Here is a 23,665-nt window from a genome sequence, read left to right on the forward strand (position 1 = left end):
ATCGAGGACATTAGCGATGAGCTACGAAACCATTCTGTTGGACATCCATGGGCAAGTGGGCCTGATTACCCTGAACCGGCCCCAGGCGCTGAATGCTCTGAATGCGCAATTGATCCGCGAAGTAAACCACGCGCTGGACAGGCTGGAAGCCGATAACGGGATTGGCTGTATCGTTATCACCGGCTCGAAGAAATCCTTTGCTGCCGGTGCGGACATCAAGGAGATGGCCGACCTGAGCTACCCGCAAATTTATCTTGATGACCTGTTTTCCGACAGCGACCGTGTGGCGGCCAGGCGCAAGCCGATTATTGCTGCAGTCGCGGGTTTTGCCCTGGGTGGCGGTTGTGAACTGGCAATGATGTGTGACTTTATTCTGGCCGGGGACAACGCCAAATTCGGCCAGCCTGAAATCAACCTGGGGGTGTTGCCGGGCATGGGCGGCACACAGCGCCTGACCCGTGCGGTGGGCAAGGCCAAGGCCATGGAAATGTGCCTGAGCGGGCGCCTGATAGGCGCAGAAGAGGCGGAACGTTCGGGGTTGGTGGCCCGTGTGGTGCCGGTGGATGAATTGCTCGACGAAGCGCTGAAGGTAGCGGCCACCATTGCCAAAAAGTCCCTGCCGGTGCTGATGCAGACCAAGGAATGCGTCAACCGTGCCTTTGAGGTGAACCTGGCTGAAGGTGTGCGTTTCGAGCGTCGGGTATTCCACGCCTTGTTCGCCACACAGGACCAGAAGGAAGGCATGGCGGCGTTTGTTGAAAAACGCGAGGCGCAGTTCAAGAACCAATAACTGCACATGCCTCTATGTGGGAGCGGGCTTGCTCGCGATAGCCTCAACTCGGTGTGTGAGAAGCACCGAGCCGCCTGCATCGCGAGCAAGCCCGCTCCCACTGGTTTTGAGCCAGTTTCTAAAGCAGGTAATTCTTCAGCTCCCGCGCAATCACCATGCGCTGAATCTCGCTCGACCCTTCATAAATCTGGGTAATCCGCGCATCGCGGTAGTAGCGCTCCACCGGATAGTCTTCAAGGTAGCCATAGCCACCGTGGATCTGGATGGCTTTGGAACACACATACTCGGCCATTTCCGAAGCAAACAGTTTGGCTTGCGAAGCTTCTGACAGACAGGGCTTGCCCGCGCTGCGCAGGCGCGCCGCATGCAGGATCAGCAGGCGTGCCGCATTGATGCGGGTCTGCATGTCGGCGAGCATATTGGCCACGCTCTGGTGCTCAATGATCGCCTTGTCAAATTGCACCCGGTCACGGGCGTAACCCAGTGCTGCCTCGAAGGCCGCACGGGCGATGCCCAATGCCTGGGCGCCAATGCCGATTCGCCCGCCTTCCAGGTTGGCCAGGGCAATGGCCAGCCCCTTGCCGCGCTCGCCGAGCATATTGGCTTCAGGCACGCTGCAGCTGTTGAGGGTTACCGCGCAGGTGTCCGAGGCGCGGATGCCCATTTTGTGTTCGGTGCGGTCGACAATAAAACCGGGGGTGGCGGTGGGTACCAAAAACGCCGAAATGCCTTTTTTGCCCAGATCAGGGTCGGTTACCGCAAAGACAATGGCCAGTTTGGCGCGCTTGCCATTGCTGACAAACTGCTTGGCACCGGTAATCACCCATTGACCGTCACGCAACTCGGCGCGGGTGCGCAGGTTATGGGCTTCGGAGCCGGCCTGGGGTTCGGTCAGACAGAAGCAGGCGATGGTCTGCCCGCTGGCCAGCTCCGCCAGCCAGGTCTGTTTTTGTGCCTCGCTGCCGTATTTCAGTATCGGCCCGCAGCCCACCGAATTGTGGATGCTCATCAGGGCGCCGGTAGCGGCATCGCCCGCTGAGATTTCCTCCACGGCCAGGGCGTAGGCGACGTAATCGACATAAGTGCCACCCCATTCCTCCGGCACCACCATGCCCAGCAACCCCAGTTCGCCAAGCTTGGCCACCAGCGCGTCGTCGATCCAGCCGGCTTTTTCCCAGGCCTGGGCATGGGGAGCGATTTCACGCCGGGCAAAGTCGCGAGCCATGTCGCGGATCATCACTTGTTCTTCGCTCAGTTCGATGTCTTGCATGGCTCAGGCTCCCTTGGCGTTGAATGCGGTGAAGAAACTGGCGACATGGGCTGGATCCAGTGCATCCAGGCTGGGCGGGTTCCACTGCGGTTTCTTGTCCTTGTCGATAATCAATGCACGCACGCCTTCCATCAGGTCGCCGCGATCAAACCACTGGCGATCCAGGTGCAGTTCCAGGGCGAAGCACTGCTCAAGGGGCAGCGCTCGGCCACGGCGCAGCATTTCAAGGGTCACGGCCATCGCCAGCGGCGAGCGGGTTTGCAACAGGTCGGCGGTTTCATTGGCCCAGTCGCGAGTTTCCGGGGCTATGACAGCGCGCAGATGGGCGATAATCCGTGGCATGTCGACCTGGGCGAAAACGCTGTCAATCAGCGGGCGCAACCTGGCCAGCGGTGGGTCGGGCAATACGGTTACGGCGAATCGGGCTACCAGCGCGGTCAGGTCATCGATAGGGGATTTTTGCCAGTTGAGGCTGTCGAGGCCCTTGTCCAGTTCAGGCAATGCGGTGCTTTCCAGATAGCCGTCAGCAAGCCCGCAGTACAAGGCATCGGCAGCGCGGATTTGGACCCCGCTGACGCCCAGGTAAGTGCCTAGCTGACCTGGCGTTCGGGTCAGGAAGTAGCTACCGCCAACGTCAGGAAAATAACCGATGCCCACTTCCGGCATCGCCAATTTGCTGCGCTCGGTAACCAGGCGCAGATCCGCGCCTTGCACCAGGCCCATGCCGCCGCCGAGAACGAAGCCGTCCATCAAGGCCACAACGGGTTTGGGGTAGCGGTGCAGGGTCAGGTCGAGGGCATATTCCTCTTCAAAGAACAGGGTATGCAGGGTGTCGTTGTTTTGATAGCTGTCGTACAGCGAGCGTATATCTCCGCCCGCGCAGAAGGCTTTTTCGCCCGCGCCACGCAGTACCACGGCCTTGACTTGCGGGTCTTCGACCCAGGCATCGAGTTGCTGCTGGAGGCTGCGGACCATTTCAAGATTGATGGCATTGAGTCCGCCTGGGCGGTTCAGGGTCAGGTGGCCAATATGGTTGCGGACCTCGGCCAGAACGGTGCTTTGCAGCTGCGCGATATCCGGTGTCGGTGAGGAGGAAACCTGAGCAGTCATCACTAACTCCCTGCTTTATATTATTTTTAAGGGGGTTCACGGGTGAACGATAACCGATGCTAACAGTGCAAATTTGCCCATTACAACCCTGATAAGTGCAGGGTTGCTGTGCATTTTTGCATATTGGGCGTGCAGCAATGCGCGATCTTATTGCGCCAGCCAGCCACCATCGACATTCCATGCCGCGCCCCGTACCTGACTGCCAGCCTCACTGCATAAAAACAGCACCAGCTCGCCCAGTTGCGGCGGGGTGACGAATTCCAGCGAAGGTTGTTTTTCGGCCAACAGGTCGTGCTGCGCCTGATAGGGGTCAATGCCCTGGCTGATGCGCTGATCAATCTGTTTTTGCACCAGCGGCGTCAGCACCCAGCCCGGGCAAATGGCGTTGCAGGTGATATTGCTGGTGGCGGTTTCCAGGCCCACCACTTTGCTCAGGCCGATTACCCCGTGCTTGGCGGCGACATAGGCGGCCTTGCCGACCGAGCCCACCAGGCCATGAACCGAGGCAATATTGACGATGCGCCCCCAGCCGCGCTTGCGCATGCCGGGCAGGGTGAGGCGGGTGCTGTGGAACACGCTGGACAGGTTAATGGCGATGATCGAATCCCAGCGCTCTACCGGGAACTCTTCGACGCTGGCTACATGCTGAATGCCTGCATTGTTGACCAGGATGTCGATGCCGCCGAATTCGCGTTCGGCATAATCGATCATGTCGGCGATCTGCGCCGGGTCGCTGACATCTGCGGGGTGGTGACCTACCCTGACGCCGAACTGTTCGACTTCGGCAATCACTTTGGCCGGATCGCCAAAACCGTTGAGGATCAGGTTGGCTCCGGCCTTGGCCAGGCTCAATGCGATACCCAGGCCGATGCCGCTGGTGGAGCCGGTAACCAATGCAGTTTTACCTGTAAGGCTCATGATCAATTCCTCGGATGCGTCACGACGGATTCGTGAATGAGGAAACGTAGCACGGGGATTTGCCGTTGCCCAAACGAAACGACCCGCCAAAAGGCGGGCCGTCTTCACGCAGCGCGCAGAGGATCAGTCCTGGCGGCTGGTGACTTCCAGCAGGTGGTAGCCAAACTGGGTTTTAACCGGGCCTTGCACCACGTTGATTGGCGCGCTGAACACGACAGTGTCGAATTCTTTAACCATTTGGCCCGGGCCGAAAGAGCCCAGATCGCCGCCCTGACGGCTGGATGGGCAAGAAGAATTGGCCTTGGCAACTTCGGCGAAATCAGCGCCGCCTTCGATTTGGGCTTTCAGTTCGTTGCACTTGTCTTCGGTGGCAACCAGGATATGACGGGCAGTGGCTTTGGCCATGAGGGTGTACTCCTTTCAAGAAAGTGCCGAGCCTACCGGATTCAGTAGGGTTTTTCTCGGCAAAAAGTGCGCTTAGCTATATTTCGTTGCGGGTTTGCCGGTGGGCTTATGCTCCCGCTGCCTTTAGTCGTCTGGCGTGATCGAGGTAATGGGCGACAGGGTCAATGCGTGTGCGGTTCATTCTGGCCAGGTGATTGATGGTGTCCAAGTGGTCCATTGCATAGTCCGAGCCGATCACATGGCCCAGATGCGAGCTGAAACGTCCGACCAGCCCGTCGTTCTGTTTGCTCTCGCGGGTGAAGAAACTGCCAAAGATGCGGCAGGCATTGTGTAGAGGGTCGAGCAGATTTAGCGACTCCGACAACCGTGAACCCTTGATGATGCCGCTCCATGAGTAATAAAGAACGTCATTGACCTGCTCGGGGCCCATGCCGCCCCAAGTGGCGGGCAGGCCCTGGGGGTATTTCAGGTTGAAGGCGGCAACGCCTTCGGTGGTCAGCGCGTTGAGGGCTTCAAGGGCGTGTTGCGGTAATTGCCGGTGGCCGGTGATCGCGGACAGGAAACTGGAAAACGAGGTGGTCAGGGCGGCGGCGACGGTTTCGGGGAGCGATCCGGGCACGAAGGCCTGGCGCAAGCGGTCTGCTGCTTCGGAGCCATGATTCGGACCGCTGACGGAGGTGACGGAGGCGATCATAAGGGGGGCCACGGCTGCCGCATAGCGGGCTGTCAGGGCACCCTGGCTGTGGCCGATCAGGTTGACCCGTGTTGCCCCGGTGCGCGAGCAAACCCCGCGTATATATTCAAGCAGCTGCTCGCCCCGGGTCTCGTTGTTGTTGGCGGCCGAGATGATCGGTACGAAAACCCGGGCGCCCGATCCGCCGAGCGCTTGCTTGATGCCTTTGAAGTAGTTGAATGGGCCTATGCGGCCGAAACCGAAGAGGCCGTGTACCAGTAATATCGGATACTTGGTATTGGCTGAGTCGTCCATGGGCTATTTTCCAGGTGTTTTTGAACCATAAAAACACCTTAGTCGATACCGGCCTCGCGCAACCGTAGGCATTGTCCCTGGTTGCGCTGTGGTTTGCCGAACGCGTCTGTCAGGCGATGGCCTTGGCGGTGTGGCGCTGTGTTTGCAACTGATGTGCGGCGTTACGCAGCAGTTGCTCGGTCGCGTCCCAGCCCAGGCAGCCATCGGTCACCGAGACCCCGTAGCGCATGTTTGCACCCAGGGACTGGCAGCCTTCGAACAGATGGCTTTCGAGCATCATGCCGATCAGCGAGTGATCGCCGGCAAGACGTTGTTCAAGCACATCATTGAAGACTTGCGGCTGGCGCAGCGGGTCTTTGCCACTGTTGGCGTGGCTGCAATCGACCATCATGCGGGCCGGGATGGCGGACTTCTCAAGCCCTGCACGCGCCTTGGCGACGCTGGCGCGGTCGTAGTTGGGACCGCTGTGGCCGCCGCGCAACACCAGATGGGTGTCGGGATTGCCACGGGTCTCGACGATTGCCGGGTGGCCCTGGCTGTCGACGCCGAAGTGACGATGGCTGTGGGCGGCGGAACGCATGGCGTCGCAGGCAATGGCCACGCCGCCGTCGGTACCGTTCTTGAAGCCCACCGGCAAATCAAGCCCGCTGGCCATTTCGCGGTGGATTTGCGATTCCGTGGTGCGGGCGCCAATAGCTACCCAGCCCAGCAAGTCGTCGAAGTAGCCGGCGGCGATGGGTTGCAACAGCTCGGTGGCGACCGGCAGGCCCATGCGCAGCATCTCCAGCATCAATTCGCGCGAAAGGGTCAGGCCGTGGGCCATGTCATCGCTGCCGTCCAGGTGCGGGTCGTAGGCCAGGCCTTTCCAGCCCACGGTGGTGCGCGGTTTTTCAATGTAAGCGCGCATTACCAGCAGCATGTCGTCGCGCACATCATGGGCGAGGGCAGCCAGGTTGCTGGCGTATTCCAGGGCGGCGACGGGATCGTGGATGGAGCAGGGGCCGACCACCACCAGTAAACGGGAGTCTTCACCGTCAAGGATGGCGCGAATGGCCTGGCGCTGGCTGCTGATCTGGACGCGCAGGGCATCGCTGAGGGGCAGTTGCTGTTTGAGTTGTGCTGCCGTGGGCAGGCGACGGGTAGTCACCGGGGCAGATACGGCGTGTACGGTTGGCAGGGCGGATACGGATGCGTTCATGGTTCGGGCTTCCTGGGCAGGCGGCGGGTTGTCCGGCGCGCTCAGCCCTAGTGGGGTGTTCGACAATTGGCCAGACTGGCTGTAAGTACGTGTGTGCCACCAATGTGGGTCCGTTCGGAGGCGGCAGGCTGTCCCGAACGGCGGCTGATAAATCGCCATGCAGTGCAAAGGTCGAAACGGTAATAAGTGGCGTAGTTCATGGGGTAAATCCTCAATTCAAGAAAATGTCAGGGGCCAAAAAAACAAAACCCCCGGTCGGGAAGCCGACCGGGGGTGAGAATTCTCTGTCAGGCGACCCCTAAGTAGTGGGCGCCGTGTGGGTATCAGGCGCGCCAGTGGCTAAACCAATACCCAAAATAAAATCGTGCTGTGGAGTGCATGTTGTTCGCGCACACAGCAGCAGCCAGACGCGATTGGCGTGTGGTCATGCAGATGGCGGTGGTGGCGTGATGCAACATGGGTGGTCTCCGATTGATGGTTTGCAGCTTACGCGAGGCGAACGGGCAGATTCAATAAGAAAATACTATCTGGAACTCCCACGATCACTATTGGCCTGCACGTGTGCAATGCCGGGGCAGGGCGCAGAGCCCTGTAATCGGGCCCCTGAGCCAGTATAAACACTAAATCGGGCCTGTCGCCCGATTAGGCGCATACTCAAGCTAACTCATCATCCTTAGCTTCTGTCAGATGCGTGCCCTGGGACGGAATGATCCCGTCCTTCATGCCCAGAAGAACCGCTACCTTGTGGGCTTCACCACGTTTCCCCTTTTTGCGCCCGGCGAGCACTTGATAAGTGGTAGCCGGGTCTATGCCATGTTCCCGAGCGAACTCTTGAACGGACTTTCCCTGGTGTTCCAGCCATGCCTTGGCTTGTGCAGCGGTACGAATTCCGGTCATAGTTCAAAACCGTTCAAAGTTGTTTAATATTTATCGATTATACCATCCTTGTGGGTGTTTAAAATGGGATCCTACATCCAAATGAGTGGAATTGGTTTGCGCTTGCGGCAGGAGCGAGAGCGGCTAGGTTTGTCGCAAAAAACTTTTGGCGAAATCGGTGGTGTCGAGGCTAATGCCCAGGGCAAATATGAAAATGGTGACCGCGCACCCAAGGCAGATTACTTGTCGCGCGTTGCTGCCCGGGGTGTTGACGTGCTTTACGTGTTGACCGGCAGTCCAACCCCGACCCTGCTCGATAATTTGAGTCATCTTGAAGAGAAGGTGCTGATCAGTTACAGGGTGCTGCACAAGGAGGATCAGGACGCCATTCGCCGCCTCACCACTACCCTGGCAGAATTATCGGTACCTCAAGCGGCAAAGGAACGCCGTGATCCTAAGGAGGTAGATCCCGTCAAGGAATGAATGTTTAAAAGGATTTAATGCTTTGGCAGGGATAGTTGACGCAAGTCGATAGGTTGGTGCTTTAGTTTTTGCTATGGTGTCGGCAATCAACCAAGACCAATTTGCGAGGTGTCGACTTGATTCGGGTTCTAGTGGTCGATGACCACGATCTTGTGCGTACAGGGATCACACGAATGCTGGCCGATATCGAAGGTCTGCAGGTGGTCGGTCAGGCCGAGTCCGGCGAAGAGTCGTTGCTCAGGGCTCGTGAATTGAAGCCGGATGTGGTCCTGATGGATGTCAAAATGCCTGGCATTGGTGGTCTTGAGGCTACTCGCAAGATGATGCGCAGCCACCCGGATATCAAGGTTGTCGCTGTGACCGTGTGTGAAGAAGACCCTTTTCCTACGCGCTTGCTGCAAGCAGGCGCGGCGGGTTACATGACCAAAGGTGCCGGTCTGGCTGAAATGGTTCAGGCAATTCGCCAGGTGTTCGCAGGCCAGCGCTATATCAGTCCGCAAGTGGCACAGCAACTGGCGCTCAAATCTTTTCAGCCTGCCAGCGACTCTCCCTTCGATGCCTTGTCCGAGCGCGAAATCCAGATCACCCTGATGATTGTTGGCTGTCAGAAGGTTCAGGTTATTTCTGACAAGCTTTGTTTGTCGCCCAAGACGGTAAACACCTATCGCTACCGTATTTACGAGAAGCTCTCGGTCAAGAGCGATGTTGAGCTGGCCTTGCTGGCCGTTCGTCACGGCATGGTTGATGCTGGTTAGAGATGACAGACGTGTTTGATGCAAGTGCATTTCTTTCGACCTGCAGTGGTCGACCCGGCGTGTATCGCATGTTCGACAGCGATGCGCGGCTTCTCTATGTGGGCAAGGCCAAGCACCTGAAAAAACGCCTGGCCAGCTATTTTCGCAAAACCGGCCTGGCGCCCAAGACGGCTGCACTGGTTGCGCGTATCGCGCAAATTGAAACCACTATCACCGCCAACGAAACCGAAGCGCTGTTGCTTGAGCAGACGCTTATCAAAGAGTGGCGTCCGCCGTACAACATCCTGTTGCGCGACGACAAGTCCTACCCCTATGTGTTTTTGTCGGATGGTCAATACCCGCGGCTGAGTATTCACCGCGGTGCCAAAAAACTGAAAGGCAAGTATTTCGGGCCTTACCCCAGCGCCGGCGCCATCCGTGAAAGTCTGAGTATCCTGCAGAAGACTTTTCTGGTGCGTCAGTGCGACGACAGCTACTTCAAAAACAGAACGCGACCTTGCTTGCAGTACCAGATCAAGCGTTGCAAGGCGCCTTGCGTCGGCCTGGTTGACCCGCAGGAATATGCCGAGGACGTACGCCATTCGATCATGTTCCTTGAAGGGCGTAGCAGTGCCCTGACCGATGAGTTGAACGCAGCCATGGAACAGGCTGCCAGCACGCTGGACTTCGAGCGTGCCGCTGAGGTGCGTGACCAGATTTCCTTGCTGCGCCGGGTTCAGGACCAGCAAAGCATGGAGGGCGGTAACGGCGACGTGGACGTGATTGCCGCTTTCGTCAACCCGGGCGGCGCCTGTGTGCACCTGATCAACGTGCGCGGCGGGCGTGTGCTGGGCAGCAAGAATTTTTTCCCTCAGGTAGGTATTGAGGAAGATGTCGCCGAAGTCATGGCGGCCTTTCTTGGCCAGTACTACATCAGCAGCCCCGAGCGCGACCTGCCCAGCGAGTTGATCGTCAACGTGGAGCATGAGAGCTTCGGGGCGATTATCGATGCAATCGCCGAGCTGCGTGGCCGAGAGCTGGCGATCAGCTATCGTGTGCGCGGCACCCGGGCGCGCTGGCAGCAGTTGGCGGTCACCAATGCCGAGCAAGCGCTGATGGCCCGCCTGACCAATCGCCTGCATGTGGCGGCGCGTTTTGAAGCCTTGGCCCAGGTATTGAAACTCGACGAGATTCCGCAGCGCCTGGAGTGCTATGACATCAGCCACTCCAGCGGCGAGGCCACTGTGGCGTCCTGCGTGGTGTTTGGCCCCGAGGGGCCGATCAAGTCCGACTACCGGCGCTTTAACATTGAAGGTGTCACGCCAGGCGACGACTATGCCGCCATGCACCAGGCACTGATGCGGCGCTTCAGTCGACTCAAGGAGGGAGAGGGCAAACTGCCGGACATTCTTCTGGTCGACGGTGGCAAGGGGCAGATGTCGATGGCCCGTGATGTGTTGAATGAATTGGCAGTACCCGACCTGATTTTGCTTGGCGTGGCCAAAGGTACGACGCGCAAGGCTGGTTTTGAAACGCTTTACCTGAATGATGCGGCCCATGAATTCACCCTCAAGGGTGACTCGCCGGCCTTGCATCTGATCCAGCAAATCCGTGACGAAGCCCACCGCTTTGCAATTACCGGGCACCGGGCGCGACGCGGAAAAACCCGTCGAACCTCAACGCTGGAAGGCATTGCAGGGGTAGGGCCGACCCGCCGCCGAGATTTATTGAAACATTTTGGTGGCTTACAGGAGCTATCTCGTGCAAGCATCGAGGAGATCGCCAAAGCACCCGGGATCAGTAAAAAGCTCGCTGAGTTGATTTATGCAAACCTGCACAGCGAGTAGAATGCCACCTCACCTCGTAGCCAGTTGTGCCGATGAATATCCCTAATTTGATCACCGTACTACGCGTTCTACTTATTCCTTTCTTCATTTTGTTGTTTTACCTGCCTTACAGCTGGAGTTATGCAGCCGCCAGCTCAGTCTTCGCCTTTGCGGCGGCGACCGACTGGCTTGACGGCTACCTGGCCCGCCGGCTGGAGCAGAGCACGCCTTTTGGTGCCTTTCTGGATCCGGTGGCCGACAAGTTGATGGTGGCTGTGGCTTTGGTGTTGCTGGTGCAAGAGCATCACAACGTGTGGCTGACCTTGCCGGCGGCGGTGATTATTGGCCGTGAGATCGTCATCTCCGCGTTGCGCGAGTGGATGGCGGAGCTGGGGGCACGGGCCCAGGTAGCGGTCTCGAACATGGGCAAATGGAAAACCGCAGCGCAAATGCTCGCTCTGGTCATACTGCTGGCCAATCCGTCGGACTTCAGCTTCTGGGTATTGGTAGGGTACGGGTTGCTGTTGGTAGCTGCCGGCTTGACCCTGTGGTCGATGCTCCAGTATTTGCGGGCTGCCTGGCCGCATCTGAAGACCACCTCGGTATAATAAATAAAACTTTTTAAAACAAAGGCTTGACGCGTTATTAGATTTCTATAGAATGCGCATCACCAAGCGGGAATAGCTCAGTTGGTAGAGCACGACCTTGCCAAGGTCGGGGTCGCGAGTTCGAGTCTCGTTTCCCGCTCCAAACATGGCCCAGTGAATTCAATCGGATTCGCAAGGGCAGAACAAAGGACCTTCGGGTCCTTTTTTCGTTTCTGGCGTTTTATTCGGGGATGCTGAATCGCTCTTCTGAAGCCGCGGGCTGAAAATGATGTGCGCCCGACACAGCGTATTGATCTATTAAATGCCCAACCGTTTGCTATTCCCTGGCCTGTTTGATTGAGACGTTGAATATGGGTTTATTTAAAGTTCACAGCTCTTTCAAGAAAAGCGCACTTGCCCCGCCAGCGACCCACTTCACTCAAGTCCGGCGCCATCAGCTCCCGGACAGCAGATTGCGATTTCATGTTTAGTGCATCATGTTTAATGATCTTTAGCGCTTTAATATGTTAGCGAAATCAATCAGTTGATCAGCTCTGCCCATCAGCGGGTATTCGCCCGCTGAATAACGGCGCGCTCTTGTTATATTGTCCTACAAGGCAATTGATTTCTATATAACAGGCTCTGGCAACGGATCAGGAATATTGGTAGTTTGCGCCCCGTTGATCACTGGACCTCTAATAATGAAAAAACTATTCTTCAAGACCACCCTCGGTCTTGCCGTTGCACTTGCGTCGTCTCAGCTACTTGCCAGCGGTCTTGCAATCAATGAACAAAGTATCAGCGGTATGGGCACCGGTTTCGCCGGTCGATCGTCCTCCGCGGATGATGCCAGTACCGTTTACGGCAACCCTGCCGGCATGGCGCGCCTGAAACAGGAGCAGGTGAGTGCAGGTGCTGCCTTGCTCGTGGCGAAAACCGATATCAGCCATACCCGCAGTACCTTTGGCGGCAAGGAAGACGGCGATATGGTGCCGTTGACTGCGGTGCCAATGGGTTATTACGTCAAGCCGATTGATGAACACTGGGCTTTCGGTGTCGGTTTCTATGTGCCGTTTGGTTTGATTACGGACTATGGCAGTGGTTTCGCCGGCCGCTACTTCGCCAATAAAAGCAAGATTCAAGTCATGACGTTCCAGCCTACGGTCAGCTATGCCTTCAATGACAAGGTCTCGATCGGGTTTGGTCCGACCATCAACCGCATTGACGGTGAACTGACTTCACAAGTGCCAAATGCCCTTACCCCGGGCAGTAACGACGGCAAGGTGAAGATCAGCGGCGATGACACGGCCATCGGTTTCAACGCCGGTATCCTGGTACAGGCCACTGACAGCACCCGTGTGGGCCTGACGTATCACTCCAAGGTCAGTTACAACCTCAAGGGCACTACCAAGGTCACTGGCGGTACCTTCAGCCTGCTGGGCCTCAGCGGCCAGAGCTACGATGCCAAGCTGGACCTGGACACGCCGGAGTCCGTGGACTTCTCGGTCACTCACCAGCTCAATGATGACTGGACTCTGTATGCGGGGAGCACCTGGACCCGCTGGAGCCGCCTCAAGGACATTACCGCTCAGAACAGTGATGTCAGCCCGCGTCTTGGCGGCTCGTTGAGCACCATTACCGAGGAGCAGAACTGGCACGACACCTGGGCCCACGCCATTGGCGTCGCGTATCAGTTGAATCCGCAATGGGTGTTGCGCACGGGCTTGTCAGTCGATGAGTCGCCGACCAACAACAGCAACCGTTCGCCGCGTATCCCCACCGGTGACCGTACCGCCATCAGCTTCGGCGCTGGCTGGACGCCGGTGAGTAACATGACGATCGACCTGGCGTACTCCTACCTGTGGGAAGACAGTACCAAGGTCAACGACAGCTCGGCTTCCAAGGGCGCGTACAGCTCTACCTACAAAAACAGCGCGAGCGGTTTTGGTACTTCGATCACCTATCGTTTCTGATCTGCGGGTTTACGCAATATCACTGCAGTGATCTGAAGCAGAGTAGGGCCAGATATGTTTCGCATTTATTGCGGCGCATATCTGGCTCAAACCCTAGGGCGTGCTACGACAGATCAAATTTATGGCAGTGACAGTCAGCTGCTCTGAAGAGACGTTTCGCTATTGATATCGGAAGCGTCCTAACTCTTTTCATTCAAACATATCCAAGACTTACCCCACCCGGAGACGCGCCAAGGCTTTTGCCTGCGAATTGTCTCGTTGAAAAGACTTTGCCTCACTCATCAAGTTTGGCGAATCACGGATGGAGTAAGCATGTTTGGATGTTATCTCGGGATGAGGTCTTTATTTCCGGTTGTACCGGGCAGCCTGGCCAAGCTGGGTTTGTTATCCCCAGAAACCGACAGGGATGATCGGCATTCAGCCTTCTTGGCCCGCCAGTCTTCAGCAGCACTGCATGCCCGGGAATCTTTCCTGGGCATGCCTAAACGTGGCCTGGCCTTTATTTTGGCCAATGCGCTGTTCTGGCAACCACTGCTGGTGCAGGCCGAAGGCATCGTTGTCAGCGGGCCAGGCACCAGCCTGGGAGCGGCGGGTAATGGCGTTCCGATCGTCAATATTGCTGCACCCAATGGCAGCGGTCTGTCGCATAACCAGTTCAATGACTACAACGTCGGTGCCAATGGCCTGATCCTCAACAACGGCATTGACCGTACCCAGTCGACCCAACTGGGCGGCATCATCCTAGGCAACCCGAACCTGCAGGGCAACGCCGCCCATATCATCCTCAACGAAGTCAACGGCGGCAGTCCCAGCCAGTTGCGCGGTTATACCGAAGTGGCGGGGCAGTCGGCCAAGGTGATCGTGGCCAACCCCTACGGTATTACCTGTAATGGCTGCGGTTTTATCAATACTCCCAGTGTCACGCTTAGCACGGGCAAACCCCTTTTTGATAATGGTCGTCTGGATCGTTATCAGGTTGATGGCGGTACGGTGACCATTGACGGTCAGGGTTTGAACGCCAGTAATATCGATCGCTTCGACATCATCACCCGCTCGGCGAAGATCAACGCCCAGATCAATGCGCGTCACTTGACGGTGATTGCCGGTCGCAACGACGTCAATGCCCGGACCCTGCACGCCACTGCGCGCGCGGATGACGGCAGCGCCAAGCCGCAGTTGGCCATTGACTCCAGCGCCTTGGGCGGAATGTATGCGGGCGCCATCAGGCTGGTGGGTACCGAGGCCGGAGTCGGGGTCAAGCTGGACGGCACGCTGGCGGCCAGTGGCGGGGATATACAGCTCGATGCCAATGGGCATTTGCGTATGGCTCAAGTCACGGCCAGCAGTGCGATCACAGGCAAGGCTGGAAGTCTCGATGCCCAAGAGGCGATCTATGCTGGCAGCACACTGGATATGCAGGCTCAAGGCGACCTGAGCAGCCGTAAAAACCTTATCGCACGTGACAGCATCAAGCTCTCCAGCGGCGCGCAGTTGACCAATCGCGGCATTATCGAGGCCGGGGTCAATGCCGACCATTCCCGCAACAGTCATGGCGATGTGTACATCGACGCAAAAACGCTTGCGAACACAAACGCCAGCATCATTGCCAGTCGTCACCTGACAGCTAGCGCCCAAATCCTGAGCAATCAGGGGGGCACGCTGAGCGCCAAACAGGCCGCCAGCATCCGTGCAGACACTCTGGATAACCAGAACAAAGGGCGGATTCTGAGTAGCGCCAGTCTCGACCTCAAAACTGATCGGTTACTTAACAGCCAAGGTCTGGTTTCAGCCAGCAGCATCGACGCCCGGATCGGCAGCCTGGACAACCGCACTGGCATGCTCAGCAGTCAGGGTGAGATGCGCCTGGCCGTTGATGGCACATTGCATAACTACAGTGGCGTAGTGATAGCCGACGGCAACGCAAGCGTAACTGCAACCCGCCTCGATAACAGCAGCGGCCGGATTTCCGGCAAGCAGAACCTCAAGGTTCAAGTGCAGGATCTAAACAACCAGCAAGGTCAACTGATCGGCCAAGGTGCCGTCCAACTGAGCAGTAATATCCTGGACAACCGTCATAAAGGCCTGGTCGGCGGCGCTCAAGGGCTGACGCTTGATGTGGCCGATATCGATAACCGTGAAGGCGAAGTGTCGAGCCAGGCTGGTTTGTCGTTGACGGGTTTTCGCCTGGACAACACGGGCGGCAGGCTTACCAGCGAAAAACACAGCCGTCTTGAGCTTAGTGCCGGCGTGGCAAACACCTTGGGCCTGATCAGCAGTGAAGGCGGGTTAAGCCTCTCTGCGACTGAGTTGTCCAACCACCTGGGCAGCATTTCCAGCGCAGGCCAACTTGCTATCAGCAGTGGTGGGTTGAACAACGAAAAGGGTTCGCTGCAGGGCAAGGCCATCACGCTCGACTTGGGTACTGCCACAGGCGATCTCAACAATATGGGCGGCCTGATCACCACAGCAGGCCCTTTGGCCCTCAAGCACCTGCGAGACCTGAACAACCGTGGCGGTGAGATTTCCACTACGCAAACCCTCCGCCTAAGTGTCCGCAATCTTGATAATACGGGCGGCAAGCTGATCAGCAATAACCTTTTGGACATCAATGGCGACAACCTGCTCAATCAGGGCGGGCTGATCTCCGGCTGGCAGGGTTTGAATGCCACCGGTACAACGCTCGACAATCGCAACAGCGGCAGACTGTCCAGCCTTTACGGCAACCTTGATGCCCATCTCAGCTCCAGCCTTCTCAATAGCGGTACAGGTATTCTGGTCAGCCAAAAAAACCTGACCGTCACAGCGGCCAACCTGGACAACAGCGGTCAGGGCAATATAACCAGTGCTGGCGCCCAAAGCCTTGATGTCAGTGGTTGGCTGAACAACGCCGAGGGCGGGGTGATTGACAGTGGTGCGGCTCTGTATCTGAGTGCGCGTGATCTCGACAACAGTGCTGGCAGTATCAAAGGTGCCGCCGCCACAACCCTCGACCTGCCTGGCACCTTGACCAACACCCGCGGCAAGCTGTCCAGCGGTGGCCCGCTATTGATCCAGCGGGCGGCGCAGATCGACAACCAGGGCGGTGAGCTGGTCAGCAGAAGCGTGCTGAGCCTGATGACCGCTGGCCTGGACAACCGCAATCGCGGCACAGTCGCGGCAGATGGCAAGTTGGACATTAGCGTCAGTGGCTTGGTGCAAAACAGCAATGACGGCCTGATCTACAGCCAGGACGGCGAGCTCAAACTTACCGCTAGCCGCCTGGACAACGCCAAGGGCAAGGTGCAAGGCAAGACCGGCTTAGAACTGGACATTACTGAAAATATCGACAATCAGGGTGGCAAACTGATTGCCCAAACCGGTGATTTGGCGATCAAGGCCGACAACCTGGATAACCGTGGTGGTGAGCTTGGCAGCCTCAAGCAAGCCCTCAATGCTCGCGTAGTCGGTGTACTGCGCAACGGTGTGGCAGGGATCATCCAGGGCCAGCGTCTGAATCTGATCGCGGGCAGTATCGATAACGTCGGCGGGAAAATCTCTGCGCAAGTGGGCGATGCCCTCGTGACCACCGACGCTTTTGACAATCGCGACGGCAATCTCTACGTCAAGCGTCTGCTGACAATAACCGGCAACGCCTTCGACAACAGCGGCGAAACAGGTGGGCGTGTGGCAGCAGAGCACGTCAGCCTCGAGCTGAGTGACGCCCTGAATAACCATAAAGGCCTTATCGAAAGCACAGGAACCCTGAGTGTCAGCGCCGCCAGCGTGGATAACCGGACGGGGCAGTTGCGTACGCTGGGTACCAGCGGCGATACCTTGTTCCAGATTGGCGGGCTGCTGGACAACCGCAATGGCACCCTGGAAAGCGCCAATACTGAGTTGACGTTACTCGCGGGCAGCTTCCAGAACGCGGGTGGCAAGGTACTGCATTCCGGCAGCGGCACTTTCGCCATTGATCCGTCGATCCTCGACAACGTTGGCGGCAGTCTGGTGAGTCGAGGTGGCCTGACCCTCAACCAGGACAGCTGGACCAACAGCAGCGTGATTCAGGCCGCGCGCCTGACAGTCAACGTCAACAGCCTCAATCAAGTTGCGGGCGGCCAGTTACTGGCATCCAACAGTTTTGTTGGCGCAGGCGGGAACTGGTCCAACAACGGTTTGCTCGCCAGTGACGGCACTCTGAGTATCAACCTGGAGGGTACTTATTCGGCCAGTGGTCGGCTGAGCAGCCTCGGATCCCTGGATCTGCGCGCCGCGCAACTGCACTTCAGCGAAACCGCCACCCTGGCCGGTGGTGACGGCACCCGGGTCACAGTGGCAGGACAGTTGAACAACGCCGGGCGGATGACGTCTGCGACCGACCTCAACCTCATTGCCAATGAGGTGTCCAACACCGGCACACTGGGGGCTGGCGCGAACCTGATGCTCACTGCCGACACAGCACTCAATCGCGATGGTCTGATTTTCAGCGGCGGTGACATGCAGCTGCTGTCCACCACCTTCACCAATGCCTATGCGACGGTCTATGGCCTGGGCGATGTGCTGATCGCCAAAGATACAGATCACAACCAGGCCGATTTGCTGGACAACCGCTCCGGCACGGTTGAAAGCGCGCAGAACCTGAGCATCCGCGCCATGACCGTGAATAACGTGCGGGATGTGCTGGAATACACGGCCCAGGAAAAAAGCTCGGTGACCATCACTGAGCTCGATTGCAACTTGATACCTGGTGCCGGTTGTGACTTTCGTCGTAAAGGGCGGCGAAACGGCCTGTGGCAAATCGATGAAACCGATCGCCTGAACGTTACCCGAAGCACAGCGGCTTCGCTCTTGGGCAGTGGCGCGGACCTCCAGATCCACGCCGGGACGCTCAATAACCACAGCAGCACCATTGCCGCCACAGGCAACGTGACGGCCACCGCAGAGACCCTTAACAACCTGGGCGTGCAAGGGCAGGAGATCACCACCACCCGCACGTACTGGAACTATGTCACACAGATTTTTGCGGCCATCCCGGCGGCTGCCAATTTCAATGCCAAAAACAGCCCCACACCCTCGGCCACCGTTGAGTCTGACCTGAGTTACTTTATTGGCCTGCTGGGCGGTGGCAAGCTATCGCACACCACCCGCACCCAAAACATCGACGGGCAGGCCCATGACGCTGTGATCCAAGCCGGGGGCGACGTCAACCTCAGTGCCGGGCAAAGCCTTAACAACAGCGTGATCCGGCCGTACTACGGTTATGTCGCTGCCGGCCGTACGCCAACCGACACGGGCGCGGGAAGTGGCTACTCCACACCGATCCACATCAACGCCCAATTGCCAGCGGATGTGGCCCAGCAACAAGTGAACCCGGTAGAGCTGCCCGGCTTCAGCTTGCCTGAGGGCCAGAACGGTCTGTTTCGCCTGAGCGGGCAGGGCAGCAGCACTGTGTCGGCCGTTCACTCTCCCTCCCTACCGGTCGACCTCTCAGGTGCAGCAGGTTCTGCAACAGCGATTGACGGCCTGACCATCAACCGTGTTCAGGGCTTGCCTGACACAAACGTTGTAACCAGCCCGCACAAATACCTGATCGAAACCAACCCGGCTCTGACCCACCTCAAACAATTTATGGGCTCGGACTACCTGCTGGCGAAGTTGGGTTACGAGCCGGACCAAAGCCAGAAGCGCCTGGGTGACGGCTTTTATGAACAGCGCCTGATTCAGCAAGCCCTCACCGCCCGTACTGGCCAGCGTTTTATCGACGGCCAAACCAGCGATGCGGCGACGTTTAAATACCTGATGGACAATGCTGTCGCCAGCAAGCAGGCGCTCAACCTCTCGGTGGGTATCACCCTGACAAGCGAACAGATAGCGGCCCTGACCCACGATATCGTCTGGTTGGAAAGCACCACGATCAACAACCAGCAAGTGCTGGTTCCGGTGTTGTACATGGCCCAGGCGAACAAACGCCTGGCCCCTAATGGCGCATTGATTGCCGGAAACAACGTCAACCTGATCACAGGTCAAGACCTCAAAAACGTCGGCACCTTGCGGGCCACAGAAAACCTGTCAGCCAACGCAGGTAACCACCTGATCAACAGCGGCCTGATCGACGCCGGCAACCGCCTCGACCTGCTGACGGGCAATAACCTGAGCAACAAGGCGGGCGGCATCCTTGCCGGGCGCGATATCAGCCTAACGGCCAGCAAGGGTGATCTACTCAATGAGCGCACCGTTATCCGTCATAACAGCAGCAACGGCTATCGCAGCGAACGCACCGACTTCATGGACAGCGCCGCTCGCATTGAAGCGGCGAACAACCTGTCTCTGCACGCGGGCCGCGACGTCCACAGTGTTGGTAGCGTAATCAAAAGCGGCGCAGACACCACCATCAAGGCAGGTCGTGACGTCAACCTTATTGCCACAGAACAACGCAACAGCCAGGTTGCCGGCACACTGTCGCGTGGCGAGAGCGTGACCCAATATGGCTCTGTCATTGAAGCGGGTCGCGACTTCCAGATTGTTGCCGCGCGGGATATCAGCGCTATCGCCAGCCAGATTGCAGCCACCCGCGACCTGGCCATGGCCGCATCGGGCGACCTGACCCTGGCCTCGGCTGCAAACGAGCAGCACAGCGCGCTCAACACCAAAAAAGTCAAAACCCGGGACGATCGCGTCAGCCAGGTCTCGAGCGTGGTCAAGGCCGGTGGCGATGTGACGCTGAGTGCCGGGCAGGATATGGCGGTAATTGGCAGTCGGGTGGAGGCGGGCGGTGAAGCATACCTGGTGGCTGGCGCAAGCCTTGAGCTCAAGTCCGCAGAGGAACTGGATTACAGCTTCTATAGCAAGAGCAAAAAAAGCTCGTCCGGAAAATCCTTCCGCCTGAACGAAACCGACACCCTCACTAACGTTGGCAGTCTGGTCACCTCGGGGGGTAACAGCACCTTGGTGGCGGGTGATGACCTGCTCTTGCAAGTCAGTGCGGTCAATGCAAAGCAAGGTGCTGCCAAGCTGCTTGCGGGCAACAATACTCAGATCCTCGCCGCCAGTGATTCCAGCAGTGTGCGCCACGAGAACAGTCAAAGTAAAAGCAGTTGGGGTGGCCTGAACTCGAGCAAGGCCAAGCGTCAGGTCAGTGAAGCCAGCACGACAGCTGTAGGAAGCACTGTCTCGGGTGACACGGTCAATGTGGCTGCCAGGCGAGACGTAAAAGTCACGGGTTCGGCGCTGGTCAGCACCGATGACCTTACTGTTCAAGCCGGGCGTGACCTGACTGTTGATGCGGCAATCAACACGTTTTCGCGAACTGAGATGCGCAAGGAGAAAAAGCGCGACCTCACAGGTGTGCTGACCGGGAACAACCTTGGGTTGGACGATATTAGCGGCAACCTGCATCTTTCCAACAGTGGCCAAAAGCACAACGGCACTGCACAGGAGAGCACCTTGCAGGGCAGCACCCTGGGCTCCAGCGTCGGTGACGTGATCCTGACTGCGGGTCGTGAGTTGAAGGTGATAGCCAGTGACTTGGTCAGTACCCAGGACATGGGCCTGAGCGGTTCCAATGTCACCATCGCCGCGGGTACTGAAACCGCATACCAGACCACTCGAGACAGCTCCAGGAGTATGGGCGTGGGGCGGGTAGTGGGTGGCATGGTGGTCGATACGGTCACCAGCATTCGTAACGACGTGCGGGCTTCGCAGCAGGCTGACGACAGCCGTCTCAAGGCAGTCAAGGGCGCGCAGGCGTTGCTGTCTGCTTACAACGCCGCAGGCAATATGGATGCCAGTGCCGCGAATGTGTCAGAAGGTAAGCCTGCCAATAGCGGTGGCGCGCTGATAAAAATCGGTACCGAACTGGGCTCCACTAACAAGAAAAGCAGCAGTGAGTACAACGCTGAAACAGCCAGGCAATCCACCCTCAACAGTGGCGGCAGTCTGGCCATTGTGGCAACAGGCAATGCCCCCGACACCCAGGGCGATATTCATCTCATTGGCAGCAGCCTCAAGGCTAGAGACACCCTGTTGCGGGCAGAGCATGACATCACCCTGGAAAGCGCCCAAGACCGGAAAAGCTGGGACAACCAAAGTAAAAACGACAAAACCAGTATGGGTGTCAGCTTCAATGTGGGTGAACAAACGGGTTTCACCCTCGACCTTGGCGCACAACTGGCCAAGGGCATGGGTAAAGGGCGGGAAGTCAGCCAGGTCAACAGCACGTTAGACACTGGACTGCTGGTGCTCAAAAGCGGCCAGGACACTGCGTTGGCCGGTGCTCAAGTGCGGGCGGATGCCATCAAGGCTGATATCAGTGGCAATCTGAGCATGGCTTCACGTCAGGGTGAAGCCCGCCAGAAGAACAGGCAAACCAGCGGTGGCGTGGGCGGGAGCATTTGTGTGCCCCCGTTTTGTGTGGGCGCTCCGGTATCCGCTTCGGCCAATATCGCTGGCAGCAAAATGAACAGCGATTATCAGGCTGTGACCGATCAGACGGGCCTGTCTGCGGGCACAGGTGGTTACGACATCAACGTCGGAAAAACCACCGCGCTTCTAGGCGCCGTGATTGCCAGCGATGCGCCGGCTGACAAAAACCATCTCAGCACTGATCGCCTGTTGGTCAGTGACATCAAAAATAAAAGCGCCATAACAAGTCAGGCCGGGAGTTTGAGCTATTCCGGGGCCTTGGCAGGGGGCGGGGTGGATGCCCGCTCGGTCGCTGGCGGCACGCTGCCGGTGTTTCTCAAGGACTCTGAGAAGAGTAAAACCCAAAGCGCCATCAGTGAAGGCACCATCACCGTGCGCAACCCCGATGGCGGCAATGACCTGGTGGGGTTGAATCGCGACACCGTGAACGCCAATCAGCATCTGGATCGGACTGATGAAAAGGCCATGCAAGCACGCATCGACCTGATTCAAAGCTCGGCGCAGCTGTCCAGCAGCGTAATTAATAGCGTGGCCAAAGCCAAGGCTGATGCGGCAACCAAACAGGCCAATGAGGCAACTACCCCAGAGCAACAACAAGCGGCTGCGCTTGCGCTGGATGACGCCAGGAGCTGGCAGGTCGGGGGCGATAAACGGCTGATGGCCAATATTGCATCGGGCCTGATCGCGGCGGGCCTGGGAGGGGCAACGGGCAGTACGGCTGTGGGTGTTGTTGCGAACGTATCATCCAGTGAGATTTTTAAAAAAATCGGTGATTTCGCTACCGCGCAAAGAGATAAATCTACGGACAGTGCAGTAAAGGCAGCCTGGGATGAAGGCGGTGCAGCTCGTGTCTTGCTGCATGCGTTGGCGGGTGCGGCAATAGGTTTGTCCAGCGGCAATGCGCAGGCGGGTGCTCTGGGAGCTGGAGCCTCTGCGGCGTTGATGCCATCGGTGGGTCAGGCACTGAAAGACAGTGGGCTGTCTCGTCAGGAACAAGATGCTATAGCTGCATTGATTGCGACAGGCGTTGGAGCCTCTGCGGGGGCTGGAAGTGGGCCCGGCGAGGCTGTGGTGGCAGGTGGGGCAGGGTTTGGTGTGGAAGCCTTCAATAGGCAGCTGCATAAGCAACAAGAAATTCCGGTTCTGGAGAAAAAGGCCGAAGAGCTTTACAAAACCCTGGGAGCGCCAAGATCCAGTGCCCTTTGGCTGGATTTGTTGATGATTGCTGCGGGTGGCGCCCTGGATGCTGCTGATGAAGCCCGTTTGAGCGGTTTGGTTGCGCAGTCCACAGGCAATGATCCGCAGTCCCGAAATTTTATCGATGACCTGAATATTGCCAAAGGGATTATTGGGCAACTGGCGGCAGAGAAAATCCCTCTGAAGTGGGGAGATGGAAGCCAAATTGTTGCCAATGGCGAGAAAGTCTTCGCGTTCAGAGCAACCGAAAATCAGTTCAATGACTCAACCCTGTTCAATGCGTCAGTCTTGCATGGTCAAGGCGTGGTGTATGAGCAATGGCGGCAATACGGCCAGGAGCAAACCAGCGCGCATTCGAAAGAAATGGGTGCGTTGTCCAGTACTGAGTCAGCTATAAAATCGGCTACCCAGCGTTTGTCAGATTTGGCAGGCAAAGGGATTACAACCATAGCGCCCGAGTTTGATGCTGCTATGCTGTTGATGCCGGCAGGTAAGGGCGCCAAGGTTGTTGTTGAGGCGGTTCTTGCCAAATTGGCGGCTGGTAAGGCTGCTGCGGGTGTTGGTGCAAAAGCAAATGTGGGGTCAATTAGTCATATCTCTGGAGTGAATCTTCCTAAAAGTCAGTCTAAGATGATTGCTAATTTTGAAACAGCAGGGTACCCAACAAAACCAGTAGTTTCTCCGACCAGCGGAAATGTGGTCGGAACTCAATACATCTTGCCTGATGGTTCGCGAGTTCGGGTGATGCAGGCGGATGGTCGGAGTCCTCGGCGCGCGTCATTCGAGAACGCTAATGGCGGACCTGTTGACCCTACTACTGGAAATCCGCCGCAGCCCCCGCAAGGTTTATCGAAGGCTGAGCGGAAGCAGTGGATTAGAAAGCGTACGCATATTGAGCAAGTGGACTAAA

14 protein-coding genes and 1 tRNA gene are annotated in these 23,665 nt (G+C 57.7%); 8 read left to right on the forward strand and 7 right to left on the reverse strand.

Translation table 11 applies throughout. From position 1 onward, the window contains the following. Nucleotides 1-16: 16 nt before the first annotated feature. On the forward strand, nt 17-790 hold the full coding sequence (locus QN377_RS05990; RefSeq protein ID WP_095000021.1) for an enoyl-CoA hydratase: 774 nt from the start codon (nt 17-19) through the stop codon (nt 788-790). A gap of 118 nt (nt 791-908) precedes the next feature. On the opposite strand, the gene QN377_RS05995 is transcribed toward QN377_RS05990, so the two are convergent. The 7 genes from QN377_RS05995 to QN377_RS06025 form a co-directional block, all read right to left on the reverse strand. Further along, nucleotides 909-2,060 (reverse strand): acyl-CoA dehydrogenase family protein, encoded by a 1,152-nt coding sequence (locus tag QN377_RS05995; RefSeq protein ID WP_095000022.1) that lies wholly within the window; start codon nt 2,058-2,060, stop codon nt 909-911. Nucleotides 2,061-2,063: 3 nt separating this feature from the next. After that, on the reverse strand, nt 2,064-3,170 hold the full coding sequence (locus QN377_RS06000) for an enoyl-CoA hydratase/isomerase family protein (RefSeq protein ID WP_095000023.1): 1,107 nt from the start codon (nt 3,168-3,170) through the stop codon (nt 2,064-2,066). 147 nt (nt 3,171-3,317) lie between these two features. Then, nucleotides 3,318-4,088 (reverse strand): 3-hydroxybutyrate dehydrogenase, encoded by a 771-nt coding sequence (locus QN377_RS06005; RefSeq protein WP_186348372.1) that lies wholly within the window; start codon nt 4,086-4,088, stop codon nt 3,318-3,320. 123 nt (nt 4,089-4,211) lie between these two features. Continuing rightward, complete coding sequence (locus QN377_RS06010) at nt 4,212-4,493, reverse strand: peptidylprolyl isomerase (protein WP_016781241.1); 282 nt, start codon at nt 4,491-4,493, stop codon at nt 4,212-4,214. A gap of 106 nt (nt 4,494-4,599) precedes the next feature. Then, a complete protein-coding gene (locus tag QN377_RS06015) occupies nt 4,600-5,481 on the reverse strand; it encodes an esterase/lipase family protein (protein ID WP_095018453.1) in 882 nt (293 codons plus the stop codon). Between the two features lie 109 nt (nt 5,482-5,590). Next, nucleotides 5,591-6,679 carry a 3-deoxy-7-phosphoheptulonate synthase gene (locus QN377_RS06020; RefSeq protein WP_095018454.1) on the reverse strand — a complete coding sequence of 363 codons (1,089 nt, stop codon included), beginning with the start codon at nt 6,677-6,679 and terminating at the stop codon, nt 5,591-5,593. Between the two features lie 654 nt (nt 6,680-7,333). Beyond that, on the reverse strand, nt 7,334-7,576 hold the full coding sequence (locus QN377_RS06025; RefSeq protein WP_095018455.1) for a DNA-binding protein: 243 nt from the start codon (nt 7,574-7,576) through the stop codon (nt 7,334-7,336). A gap of 81 nt (nt 7,577-7,657) precedes the next feature. Here QN377_RS06025 and QN377_RS06030 point away from each other — a divergent pair, with 81 nt between their 5' ends. The 7 genes from QN377_RS06030 (at nt 7,658) to QN377_RS06060 (ending at nt 23,664) form a co-directional block, all read left to right on the forward strand. Beyond that, a complete protein-coding gene (locus QN377_RS06030; protein ID WP_322212801.1) occupies nt 7,658-8,038 on the forward strand; it encodes a helix-turn-helix transcriptional regulator in 381 nt (126 codons plus the stop codon). A 116-nt stretch (nt 8,039-8,154) separates the two neighbouring features. Further along, on the forward strand, nt 8,155-8,793 hold the full coding sequence (uvrY, locus tag QN377_RS06035; protein ID WP_322212803.1) for a UvrY/SirA/GacA family response regulator transcription factor: 639 nt from the start codon (nt 8,155-8,157) through the stop codon (nt 8,791-8,793). Between the two features lie 2 nt (nt 8,794-8,795). Further along, nucleotides 8,796-10,619, forward strand: coding sequence for an excinuclease ABC subunit UvrC (uvrC, locus tag QN377_RS06040; protein WP_095000028.1), 1,824 nt, complete (start codon nt 8,796-8,798; stop codon nt 10,617-10,619). A 32-nt stretch (nt 10,620-10,651) separates the two neighbouring features. After that, nucleotides 10,652-11,206, forward strand: coding sequence for a CDP-diacylglycerol--glycerol-3-phosphate 3-phosphatidyltransferase (gene pgsA, locus QN377_RS06045; RefSeq protein ID WP_322212804.1), 555 nt, complete (start codon nt 10,652-10,654; stop codon nt 11,204-11,206). 66 nt (nt 11,207-11,272) lie between these two features. After that, nucleotides 11,273-11,348 (forward strand) — tRNA-Gly (locus QN377_RS06050). A gap of 538 nt (nt 11,349-11,886) precedes the next feature. Then, nucleotides 11,887-13,158: an OmpP1/FadL family transporter gene (locus QN377_RS06055; RefSeq protein ID WP_095018457.1), complete on the forward strand. Its 1,272-nt coding sequence runs from the start codon at nt 11,887-11,889 to the stop codon at nt 13,156-13,158. A gap of 333 nt (nt 13,159-13,491) precedes the next feature. Further along, nucleotides 13,492-23,664 carry a hemagglutinin repeat-containing protein gene (locus QN377_RS06060; protein WP_322212806.1) on the forward strand — a complete coding sequence of 3,391 codons (10,173 nt, stop codon included), beginning with the start codon at nt 13,492-13,494 and terminating at the stop codon, nt 23,662-23,664. Nucleotide 23,665: the final 1 nt, after the last annotated feature.

The organism is Pseudomonas sp. CCC4.1 (genome assembly GCF_035019225.1).
GTDB classification, from domain to species: domain Bacteria; phylum Pseudomonadota; class Gammaproteobacteria; order Pseudomonadales; family Pseudomonadaceae; genus Aquipseudomonas; species Aquipseudomonas bubulae.

What these genes read in the sequence shown, in the direction of transcription:
- QN377_RS05990 (WP_095000021.1), top strand. Translation starts at nt 17, where the DNA reads ATGAGCTACGAAACCATTCTGTTGGACATCCATGGGCAAGTGGGCCTG.
- QN377_RS05995 (WP_095000022.1), bottom strand. Translation starts at nt 2,060, where the DNA reads ATGCAAGACATCGAACTGAGCGAAGAACAAGTGATGATCCGCGACATG.
- QN377_RS06000 (WP_095000023.1), bottom strand. Translation starts at nt 3,170, where the DNA reads ATGACTGCTCAGGTTTCCTCCTCACCGACACCGGATATCGCGCAGCTG.
- QN377_RS06005 (WP_186348372.1), bottom strand. Translation starts at nt 4,088, where the DNA reads ATGAGCCTTACAGGTAAAACTGCATTGGTTACCGGCTCCACCAGCGGC.
- QN377_RS06010 (WP_016781241.1), bottom strand. Translation starts at nt 4,493, where the DNA reads ATGGCCAAAGCCACTGCCCGTCATATCCTGGTTGCCACCGAAGACAAG.
- QN377_RS06015 (WP_095018453.1), bottom strand. Translation starts at nt 5,481, where the DNA reads ATGGACGACTCAGCCAATACCAAGTATCCGATATTACTGGTACACGGC.
- QN377_RS06020 (WP_095018454.1), bottom strand. Translation starts at nt 6,679, where the DNA reads ATGAACGCATCCGTATCCGCCCTGCCAACCGTACACGCCGTATCTGCC.
- QN377_RS06025 (WP_095018455.1), bottom strand. Translation starts at nt 7,576, where the DNA reads ATGACCGGAATTCGTACCGCTGCACAAGCCAAGGCATGGCTGGAACAC.
- QN377_RS06030 (WP_322212801.1), top strand. Translation starts at nt 7,658, where the DNA reads ATGAGTGGAATTGGTTTGCGCTTGCGGCAGGAGCGAGAGCGGCTAGGT.
- uvrC (WP_095000028.1), top strand. Translation starts at nt 8,796, where the DNA reads ATGACAGACGTGTTTGATGCAAGTGCATTTCTTTCGACCTGCAGTGGT.
- pgsA (WP_322212804.1), top strand. Translation starts at nt 10,652, where the DNA reads ATGAATATCCCTAATTTGATCACCGTACTACGCGTTCTACTTATTCCT.
- QN377_RS06055 (WP_095018457.1), top strand. Translation starts at nt 11,887, where the DNA reads ATGAAAAAACTATTCTTCAAGACCACCCTCGGTCTTGCCGTTGCACTT.
- QN377_RS06060 (WP_322212806.1), top strand. Translation starts at nt 13,492, where the DNA reads ATGAGGTCTTTATTTCCGGTTGTACCGGGCAGCCTGGCCAAGCTGGGT.